Source organism: Acetobacter sp. A11-2 (assembly GCF_040208445.1).
In the GTDB taxonomy this organism is placed as follows: Bacteria; Pseudomonadota; Alphaproteobacteria; order Acetobacterales; family Acetobacteraceae; genus Acetobacter; species Acetobacter oryzoeni.
In genome coordinates this window covers 1990344-2000000 of record NZ_CP157843.1, presented here as the reverse complement: position 1 = coordinate 2000000, position 9657 = coordinate 1990344, and the positions used below count along the sequence as shown (strand labels likewise).

The following is a 9657-nucleotide window of genomic DNA, read 5'->3' as shown; positions in this document are numbered from 1 at the left end:
CCGCGAGCAGGCATTGATCCGCAGATTTCCGAATGGGGCAACCCACCCAGCGATGGGTATCGTGATCTGAATACATAGGGTTACGAGGCGAACCCGGGGAATTGAAACATCTCAGTACCTGGAGGAAAAGACATCAATTGAGATTCTGCTAGTAGTGGCGAGCGAACGCGGAACAGGCCAGTCATTTTTGAAGAAGAAGCAGAACAGTCTGGAAAGGCTGACCACAGTGGGTGATAGTCCCGTATGTGTAGTGTCTTTGAGAATGCTTGAGTAGGGCGGGGCACGTGAAACCCTGTCTGAACATGGGGGGACCACCCTCCAAGCCTAAATACTCCCTAGTGACCGATAGCGAACAAGTACCGTGAGGGAAAGGTGAAAAGCACCCCGACGAGGGGAGTGAAAGAGACCTGAAACCGGATGCCTACAAGCAGTCGGAGCCTCTTATGGGGTGACGGCGTACCTTTTGTATAATGGGTCAGCGAGTTTCTGTTTGCAGCGAGCTTAAGCCGATAGGTGTAGGCGTAGCGAAAGCGAGTCTGAATAGGGCGCATAGTTGCTGGCAGAAGACCCGAAACCGAGTGATCTAGCCATGGCCAGGCTGAAGGTGCGGTAACACGCACTGGAGGGCCGAACCCACGCCTGTTGAAAAAGTCGGGGATGAGCTGTGGCTAGGGGTGAAAGGCCAATCAAACTCGGAGATAGCTGGTTCTCCGCGAAATCTATTGAGGTAGACCGTCAGGTGGTTACCCCGGGGGGTAGAGCACTGGATGGGCTAGGGGGGCCCAAAGCCTTACCAAACCCAACCAAACTCCGAATACCCGGAAGTATAGCCTGGCAGACAGACAGTGGGTGCTAAGGTCCATTGTCGAGAGGGAAACAGCCCAGACCACCAGCTAAGGCCCCCAAATCGTGGCTAAGTGGGAAAGGATGTGGGGATTCCATAACAACCAGGAGGTTGGCTTAGAAGCAGCCATCCTTTAAAGAAAGCGTAATAGCTCACTGGTCTAATAGAAACCCTGCGCCGAAAATGTAACGGGGCTCAAGCCACGTGCCGAAGCTGTGGGTGCATATCTATGATATGCGCGGTAGCGGAGCGTTCCGTAAGTCTGTGAAGGAGACGGGGTGACCCTCTCTGGAGATATCGGAAGTGCGAATGCTGACATGAGTAGCGACAAACAGTGCGAGAAACACTGTCGCCGAAAGTCCAAGGGTTCCTGCGCAAGGTTAATCCACGCAGGGTTAGTCGGCCCCTAAGGCGAGGGCGAGAGCCGTAGTCGATGGGAAACAGGTGAATATTCCTGTACCTGCCAGAAGTGACGAATGCGATATGTTGTCAGGTCTTAACGGATTGACCTGGCTTTTGGAGCATTCCAGGAAATAGCTCTGGCGTATAGACCGTACCCGAAACCGACACAGGTGGACTGGTAGAGAATACCAAGGCGCTTGAGAGAACGATGCTGAAGGAACTAGGCAAATTGCTCGTGTAACTTCGGGATAAGCGAGACCCGTTGGTGGGCAACCATTGGCGGGTGGCACAGACCAGGGGGTAGCGACTGTTTATTAAAAACACAGGACTCTGCGAAGTCGAAAGACGACGTATAGGGTCTGACGCCTGCCCGGTGCCGGAAGGTTAAGAGGAGGTGTGAGAGCGCTGAATTGAAGCCCCGGTAAACGGCGGCCGTAACTATAACGGTCCTAAGGTAGCGAAATTCCTTGTCGGGTAAGTTCCGACCTGCACGAATGGCGTAACGACTTCCCCGCTGTCTCCAGCATCGGCTCAGCGAAATTGAATTCCCCGTGAAGATGCGGGGTATCCGCGGTCAGACGGAAAGACCCTATGAACCTTTACTGCAGCTTTACAGTGGCATCAGAGACATTCTGTGTAGGATAGGTGGGAGGCTTTGAAGCAGGGGCGCCAGTTCCTGTGGAGCCATCCTTGAAATACCACCCTGAATTTTTCTGATGTCTAACCGTGGTCAGTTAGCCTGATCCGGGACCCTGTATGGTGGGCAGTTTGACTGGGGCGGTCGCCTCCCAAAGTGTAACGGAGGCGCGCGATGGTGGGCTCAGGCCGGTCGGAAACCGGCTGTTGAGTGCAATGGCATAAGCCCGCCTGACTGCGAGAGTGACAGCTCGAGCAGAGACGAAAGTCGGCCATAGTGATCCGGTGGTCCCGCGTGGAAGGGCCATCGCTCAACGGATAAAAGGTACTCTAGGGATAACAGGCTGATCTCCCCCAAGAGTCCACATCGACGGGGAGGTTTGGCACCTCGATGTCGGCTCATCACATCCTGGGGCTGGAGCAGGTCCCAAGGGTTCGGCTGTTCGCCGATTAAAGTGGTACGTGAGCTGGGTTTAGAACGTCGTGAGACAGTTCGGTCCCTATCTGCCGTGGATGTTGGAGACTTGAGAGGATTTGTCCCTAGTACGAGAGGACCGGGATGAACATACCTCTGGTGCACCGGTTGTCGCGCCAGCGGCACCGCCGGGTAGCTAAGTATGGAAGGGATAACCGCTGAAAGCATCTAAGCGGGAAACCCACCTCAAAACTAGGTCTCCCTGAGGGTCGTGGTAGACCACCACGTTAATAGGCCAGGTGTGAAAGCGTGGTAACACGTGCAGCTAACTGGTCCTAATCACCCAATAGGCTCACTCTCTTACTGTCCCCTTAAAAGGACGGCCCGTGCACAGAAATCATCCATATAACGCCTACTTCTTCATAACCAACCGTCCTCCACACACCCCTTACAGGGTGGACTGGATGACCTGGTGGCCATGGCGGGGAGAGATCCACCCGATCCCATCCCGAACTCGGCCGTGAAAACCCCCAGCGCCTATGATACTGTGGCTTAAGCCACGGGAAAGTCGGTCGCCGCCAGGTCTTCCAATCCACCCTATACAAATCTTACCCCTACAAATTTCAACACATCTTCAACCGCGGGGTGGAGCAGCCCGGTAGCTCGTCAGGCTCATAACCTGAAGGCCGCAGGTTCAAATCCTGCCCCCGCAACCATACCTAAAGCCCCGCTCAACCAATCGGTTGGCGGGGCTTTTTTGTGTCTCAAAAAAGCCCTAGCTAATTTGGTGTCCGCGGCGGGATTCGAACCCACGGCTTACTATGGGGGAAATTTTACCAATACCTGGCGGGCAACACGGAAAAGGGTTTCTCGCAACCAGCGATGCACTGGGTCCATATCACGGCGAGGATGCCACGATTGAAAAGCTTCCACGGATGGAAGTGAAAGCGGAAATTCAAAAGAAGTCAGCCCCAGAGCATCTAATGAGATATGATCAATCACAATACCCGGTAAAGGTAGAATGAGATCTGTATTTTTCATACTTTCTATCATTGCATGGTAATTGGGCACTACCATCGCAATCCTACGGGTGAGCCCATGTTGATTACGCAGCATCCAATCAATAGGGCCTTGTGCCCGGCCTCTGCGTGAAACGCTGATGTAATCGTAGCGCACCATGCTTTGAGGTGTGATGGGCTCTGCCAGAATTGGATGTTCTTTACGTACAAGGCCCCGCATATAATCGCGGAAAATGGTCTGGCGGCGTATTTCGGGCTTCATTGTGTCTGTCGCACCGATGTACAAATCTACACTGCCATCGCGCAGTGGATCAGATGCAGCGGCATCAAGCTCAGGTGCCCAGATAACTTCACAGCGTGGGCAATCTTTTTTCAAGGCTTCCAAGAGTGGAAGTGCCAAGGCTGCCACAACCAGATCATTCGCCCGGATGGTAAAAGTAGGCGCCATGTTTGCCAGATTGGCAAGTGCGCGTGTTTCTATAAGGCTATCTGCCGCTACAACAACATCCTGCACACGGTTGAGTATGCCTGCGGCAAAGGTTGATGGGGTCATGCGTCGGCCAGATTGCACAAGAATAGGGTCAGCAAACGCTTTGCGTAATTTGGCCAGCTGGCGGCTCATGGCCGGTTCGCTGATTTTTAGCCGACGTGCAGCAAGAGAAACGCTTTCTTCTTCAACAAGAACCTGAAGGTAGCGCAAGAGGTCGAGATCATAACCTTTCATCCTTTCAGAAATAGATGTTGATTTATGGAATGGCCAGAAGTTTCTATTCCGAAAATCGAATTCGTCACTTACCAGAAATGGAGGTTGTCGGGGGCGCTGTAGGCGGCTTGAACTGCGCTTATGAATACTGCCGCTCCTGCACAAGGAGGAGGTGCCGCACCGGTTATTCACGCTGCGCCACCACGCCCTTCTTACATCCCACCCTTTGGCCTACGTACTGTTATTGGCTGTTTGGGCATGCTGCTTGCCGTGCATGTTGCAGGATTTAATGAGCATGTGACCGAGATTGGTCTGTCCGATATTCGCGGCGCCATGCACATTGGGCATGATGAGGGCACCTGGGTTATTGCCATTTATGAGGCGTTCAATATTGCAGCCATGGCGTTTACGCCGTGGTTTTATATGACGTTCTCAATCTATCGTTTTTCCATTTTCATGACAGCAGCCATGGCGCTGCTTTCCATCCCTGCACCTTTTATGCCGGATGTGACGTCGCTTTGTATTTTGCGTGCCTTTCAAGGTTTAACAGCCGGGTGTCTGCCGCCTGTGCTGATGACCGTGATGTTAAAATACCTTCCACCAGAAATACGCGTATTTGGCATTGGGGGGTACGCCATGAGTGCGACCTTCGGCCCTAATCTGGGTTTGCCGTTAGAAGCATTCTGGTTTGAACGTATGGGGTGGCACTGGCTGTATTGGGAAATTATTCCAACGGCAGTGTTGGCCATTGCGATGATGGCTTATGGTTTGCCGAAAGACCCAATGCATTTTGAGCGGTTTGAAAAGTTCAACTGGCTTGGCTTGTTGGTTGGGCTACCGGCCATCTGTTCCTTGGTGATTGTGCTGTATCAGGGAGACAGGTTGGATTGGTTCCGCTCCTCCGTCATTACGGATCTGACATTCTGGGGTGGCGCAGCTTTTATTGTCTTTGTGATTAACGAAGCCTTTCATCCCAGCCCTTATTTTCGCATTCAATATTGGCGGTCTCGTAATATCCAAGCGGCTTTGCTCTCACTGGTCGGTATTCTGGCCATCTGTGCGATTATGGGGGATATTCCAGCCACCTATCTGTCGGCTGTGCGTGGGTATCGGCCTATTCAAACAGCGCCTGTTTCTTTGGTAGTTGCATTACCGCAGCTGATTATGCTGCCGCTGATTGCTGCTTTCTGTAACAGCCGTAAGGTAGATTGCCGTTTTGTGCTGGCGGGTGGCATGTTGTGTCTGGCTGCTTCTGCATGGTTGGGCACATGGCTGACTGTGGATTGGGTGCGGGATAATTTTTATCCGCTACAAATTCTGCAGGTTTTTGGCCAGCCCATGACCGTTATTCCCACTCTTATGTTGGCAACCCTTGCTATGGGCCCCGCCGATGGCCCATTTATTTCTGGCATGGTCAATATGCTTAAAGGCTTGGCCAATGCAGTTGCTTATGCATTGTTTGCGGCATTAACCCGCCGGCGTGAACAATATCACTCCACAATGTTGCTTGATCATCATGGCACGCATGGCTTGGCCTTGCAGGGTATGGGCAACCCTATTACGCAACAGCTTTCCGTGACATCGCCCGATAGTGCACATGTTGCACGTAATTCATTGCAGGTTTTCCATACCTATGTGCATGAGCAGTCACTCGTTCTGGCGCTGAACGATATCTATTATGTGCTGATCTGGGTCTGCCTTGGTTATGCCTGCATGAACCTTGTTTTGCCGCGCCGGGTGTATCCGCCGCGCGCGCCTTCTGCAAATACTCCAGCCCGCTAATCCGGAATACAGATTATGATCTATAAAAAACCGCTGCTTTACGCTGGCTGTGCCGCTGCTGTGCTTGCCCTTGTTGCATGGGGTGGTTCGCGGCTGATTAATGGTGATGGTGTCAACCAATATACCAATGATGCGTATGTAACAGCAGATTTCCCTACAGTTGCACCTAAGGTGTCAGGCCGTATTGATAGGGTGATTGCGCAGGATAACCAGCTTGTGCATGCAGGTGAAGAACTGGCGCATATTGAGGATGATGATTACCGGGCAGCCTTGGAAGTGGCAAAAGGTAATGTGCTGGCAGCCCAAGGTGATGTTGCTAATCTGGAAGCCGAACTTGGCCGGCAGGATGCCATTATTGCGCAAACACGTGCTGCTGTAATGGCAGATCAGGCAGCGTTGATGTTTGCTCGCCAAAATGCCACCCGGTATCGCAATCTTTCTTCTGGCGGTGCGGGCACAATTGAGCAAAAGCAATCTTCTGAAGCACAGGAAAAAGAAGCAGTTGCGGCCATAGCGCGAGATCAGGCCGGAGTAGATGCGGCTATTCGGCAGGTTGCTGTTTTAAAAGCCCAGCTTCAGCGGGCCCGTGGTGTTTTGCTGCGTATGCAGGGTGATGAAAAACAGGCAGAACTCAACCTGTCTTACTGCACCATTCCGGCTCCAATGGATGGCGTGGTGGGTGAACGTGGTGTGCGTGTAGGGAATTATGTGCACCCCGGTACGGGTATTTTGGCTGTTGTGCCTGTTCATGAAGCCTATGTGCTAGCCAATTTTCAGGAAACGCAGCTTACAAAAGTGCAAACCGGCCAGAGTGCGACTGTTTGGGTCGATACATTTCCCGGTCATCCGCTCAAAGCTCATGTGGATTCATTGGCGCCTGCCACGGGTGTCGCTTTTGCACCTATTCAGCCAGATAACGCGACGGGTAACTTCACCAAGGTTGTGCAGCGTATTCCCGTTAAACTCACGTTTGATCCAGGCCAGCCGCTTGCAGCAAAGGTGCGTGTTGGCATGTCTGTTGAGGTGAATATTGATACGGCGTCAAAGTCAGAAGGCCCGCATGCCAATAACTCTCGTTATATCTGGCAGTAATGTCATGAAGCGTCTTTTTCTTTCCGGCTTGTCTGTATTCGTGCTTTCTGGCTGCACAGTCGGGCCGAACTATCATAAACCGCAGGTGAAAGCGCCAGCAGATTGGCGCGCAACGCAACCGCCAGCAGAAAGCCAGATTACAACGGCATCAACAGATCCGCAGTGGTGGACGCTGTTTCATGATCCGGTGCTGACAAAGCTGGAAAATGAAGTTGCAGCCTCTAATCTGGATCTTAAAGCCGCCAGCCTGCGTTTGATGCAAAGCCAGGCAGAGCGGCGGATTGCCAGTGCCGCACAGTTTCCACATGCAGAAGCCAACGCCTCTTATGGGCGAGAACGGGCCAGCACCAATGGTGTGTTGGGGTTGCTGGGCACTATGGAGCGTGAACAGGCAGGATCTATTGCATCTGGCTCTCAAGGGTTTGGCCCAACCGCCTTGCCCGGAAGTGTTGGGAACCCATCATTCAACTTGCCTCAATACGGTATGAACGCATCGTGGGAAGTGGACTTCTGGGGGCATGTGCGCAGGCAGGTGGAAGCAGCTACAGCGGCCATGCACGAAACGGAAGAAATGCGGCGTGATATTCTGGTGTCTCTTATGGCGGAGACAGCGCAGGATTATATAGATTTACGCGCCACACAAACGCAGATTGGTATTTTGCAACATAATATTCAGGTTGCAAAAGATAGTGTAAAACTCACAACATTGCGGTTTGAGCAAGGTGCCGCCACACGCTTGGATGTGGCGGAAGCTACAGGACAGCTGCATACATTTGAAGCACGTTTGCCGCCATTGCAGGCGCAGGCAACACATATGCTGAATGCTCTGAGCTTTCTGGTTGCACGTGAACCGGGTGCATTAGATGCAGAACTTGGGCCACCAGGCCCCATTCCGCTTGTGCCTGCTTTGGTGCCGGTTGGTTTGCCATCTGAACTGGCAGAACGCCGGCCAGATATCCGTATGGCTGCGGATCATTTACATGCCGCCACAGCCAGTATTGGTGTGGCCATTGCAGATTTCTTTCCGCGGGTTACGCTATCTGGCAGTTTGGATGTGCAGGCGCTTCAGTTTAGCGGGTTAGGATCATGGGCATCACGCCAATATGGTTTTGGCCCCACGGCAACGCTTCCTTTGTTTGAAGGTGGGCGGCTGACAGGCCAGCTGCATTTGCGCAAGGCGCAGCAGAAAGAAGCTGCCACCATGTTCCAGCGCACGGTTTTAAAGGCGTGGCAGGAAATTGATGATGCCATGGCCGATTTTACGGCGGCGCAGCATCGGCGAGATGAATTGGCCGAAGCCGTGCATGAAAACGAAATTGCAGTAGATACGGCCAAGGCTCAATATGTGCAGGGCTCATCCGATTTCTTGAATGTGCTGACATTGCAGAATGCACTGTTGTCTTCTCAAAGCGCGTTGGCTGATGCCACGGCACGCGTGGCAGGGTCTGTTACGCATCTTTATCGTGCGGTTGGTGGCGGCTGGGAAGGGATGTACCCAGAAAGAACAAAAGCAAAAAAACATGTGTGAGATTAGCGTATGATAACAATCAGGCAAGCTCCTACGTTAGGCAGTGCACATTCAGATACGTTAATACTCCGCTGCCATTTTGCATTTGCTGATTATCAAGATCCTGCACATATCCATGATGGGCGCTTACGTGTGCTTAACCTTGGCATGCTTAAGCCAGAGCAGGTGTATCATCTTGGGCCAGAAGCCAATGTGGATATTCTCACATGGCTATCTGCGGGAAGTCTGGTGAGTCATGCAGATGGTTTTGAGCAGGAAAAAGTAGGGCAGGGCGGACTGCATCTTTTAAGTACGGGCACGGGCTGTAAAAGACTGGAATGGTCTGCTGGCCCAGAGGGTGCCGCGTTTATTCAGTTCTGGTTTATGGCTGATGTAGAAGGTGTGGCCCCTGCGCAGGAAGTTCGTGCAAGTTTTCTTCAATTGGAAGATGGCGGTTTTAGAATTCTTGCATCAGGATTTCCTGAAGATGATCCAGAAGAAGATGGTCAGATTACAGATGGCGCACCTGTTACCTTAACGGCGCGGGCCCGTTTGTTACATGCCATTATACCAGCGGCAGAGGGAGCTGCTTACAGTACCACGTTAGGGCGAGATCTATATCTGCTGGTTGTATCAGGCATTGTGACAATAGATGGGTGTGTTCTGCATTGTGGTGATGCAGCAGCAATAACCGGTCAGCCGGATATCGTTGTGATTGCGCAGGAAAAAGCAGAGCTTCTTCTGGTCGATGTCGCATCTCGTTAGATATAAGGGGCTCAAGTAACAGAATGCTTGAGCCCCTTATATCTAAAACCATACGCTCATTCTTTGTGAGAAAGATAAGGCATATGGTTGCGCTTGCTTTATAACAGTTCCAGCACAACATCAGCCGGACGGCAGGCTTTTGCGCCTTTGGGTGTAACCACAACGGGGCGATTGAGAAGCTTGGGGTGTTCTGCAATGGCATCAAGTATCTGATCATCGCTGATGCCGGGCGCATCAAGCCCCAATTCCTTACATAAAGCTTCCTTGCTGCGTAAAATGTCGCGCGCGCTCAACTTTCCTTTGGCTAAAATGTTTTCCAATTCTGCCCGGGTTGGTGGCGTTTTGAGATAAAGGATAACCTCCGGTTCAATTCCTGCATCTCGAATAAGGCCCAAAACTGTGCGTGACGTGCCGCAAGAAGGGTTGTGGTAAAGAGTGACAGACATAGGTGCATCCTAAAGAGTGAGGCCTCAATGATGATATTTGAGGGTA

The 9657-nt window shown here is 52.1% G+C and carries 6 protein-coding genes, 1 tRNA gene and 2 rRNA genes (1 of these 9 cut by a window edge); 7 read left to right on the top strand and 2 right to left on the bottom strand.

Annotated elements, in window-relative coordinates:
• From ABNV41_RS09735 to ABNV41_RS09725, 3 genes are all read left to right on the top strand, one after another.
• Positions 1 to 2657, top strand: a 23S ribosomal RNA gene (locus tag ABNV41_RS09735); it begins 86 nt to the left of the window's first position.
• A gap of 108 nt (positions 2658 to 2765) precedes the next feature.
• Positions 2766 to 2881 (top strand): 5S ribosomal RNA (gene rrf / locus ABNV41_RS09730).
• Positions 2882 to 2936: 55 nt separating this feature from the next.
• Positions 2937 to 3013 (top strand) — tRNA-Met (locus ABNV41_RS09725).
• A gap of 103 nt (positions 3014 to 3116) precedes the next feature.
• Here the strand turns inward: ABNV41_RS09725 and ABNV41_RS09720 are convergent.
• Complete coding sequence (locus tag ABNV41_RS09720; protein WP_087651585.1) at positions 3117 to 4040, bottom strand: LysR family transcriptional regulator; 924 nt, start codon at positions 4038 to 4040, stop codon at positions 3117 to 3119.
• 120 nt (positions 4041 to 4160) lie between these two features.
• Here ABNV41_RS09720 and ABNV41_RS09715 point away from each other — a divergent pair, with 120 nt between their 5' ends.
• From ABNV41_RS09715 to ABNV41_RS09700, 4 genes are read left to right on the top strand one after another with little or no spacing between them, the layout of a single operon-like run.
• Positions 4161 to 5801, top strand: coding sequence for an MFS transporter (locus ABNV41_RS09715; protein WP_087651584.1), 1641 nt, complete (start codon positions 4161 to 4163; stop codon positions 5799 to 5801).
• Between the two features lie 15 nt (positions 5802 to 5816).
• Positions 5817 to 6893 carry an HlyD family secretion protein gene (locus tag ABNV41_RS09710; RefSeq protein WP_050818589.1) on the top strand — a complete coding sequence of 359 codons (1077 nt, stop codon included), beginning with the start codon at positions 5817 to 5819 and terminating at the stop codon, positions 6891 to 6893.
• A gap of 4 nt (positions 6894 to 6897) precedes the next feature.
• Entirely contained in the window at positions 6898 to 8421 is a 1524-nt protein-coding gene (locus ABNV41_RS09705; protein WP_050818588.1) for an efflux transporter outer membrane subunit, read from the top strand.
• Positions 8422 to 8430: 9 nt separating this feature from the next.
• Positions 8431 to 9165: a hypothetical protein gene (locus ABNV41_RS09700; protein ID WP_050818587.1), complete on the top strand. Its 735-nt coding sequence runs from the start codon at positions 8431 to 8433 to the stop codon at positions 9163 to 9165.
• Between the two features lie 98 nt (positions 9166 to 9263).
• Here the strand turns inward: ABNV41_RS09700 and arsC are convergent, their stop codons facing one another.
• Complete coding sequence (gene arsC, locus ABNV41_RS09695) at positions 9264 to 9611, bottom strand: arsenate reductase (glutaredoxin) (RefSeq protein WP_087651580.1); 348 nt, start codon at positions 9609 to 9611, stop codon at positions 9264 to 9266.
• Positions 9612 to 9657 lie beyond the last annotated feature (46 nt).

Excerpts from the sequence above, each read along its gene's own strand:
- ABNV41_RS09720 (WP_087651585.1), bottom strand. The coding sequence starts at position 4,040 with ATGAAAGGTTATGATCTCGACCTCTTGCGCTACCTTCAGGTTCTTGTT.
- ABNV41_RS09715 (WP_087651584.1), top strand. The coding sequence starts at position 4,161 with ATGAATACTGCCGCTCCTGCACAAGGAGGAGGTGCCGCACCGGTTATT.
- ABNV41_RS09710 (WP_050818589.1), top strand. The coding sequence starts at position 5,817 with ATGATCTATAAAAAACCGCTGCTTTACGCTGGCTGTGCCGCTGCTGTG.
- ABNV41_RS09705 (WP_050818588.1), top strand. The coding sequence starts at position 6,898 with ATGAAGCGTCTTTTTCTTTCCGGCTTGTCTGTATTCGTGCTTTCTGGC.
- ABNV41_RS09700 (WP_050818587.1), top strand. The coding sequence starts at position 8,431 with ATGATAACAATCAGGCAAGCTCCTACGTTAGGCAGTGCACATTCAGAT.
- arsC (WP_087651580.1), bottom strand. The coding sequence starts at position 9,611 with ATGTCTGTCACTCTTTACCACAACCCTTCTTGCGGCACGTCACGCACA.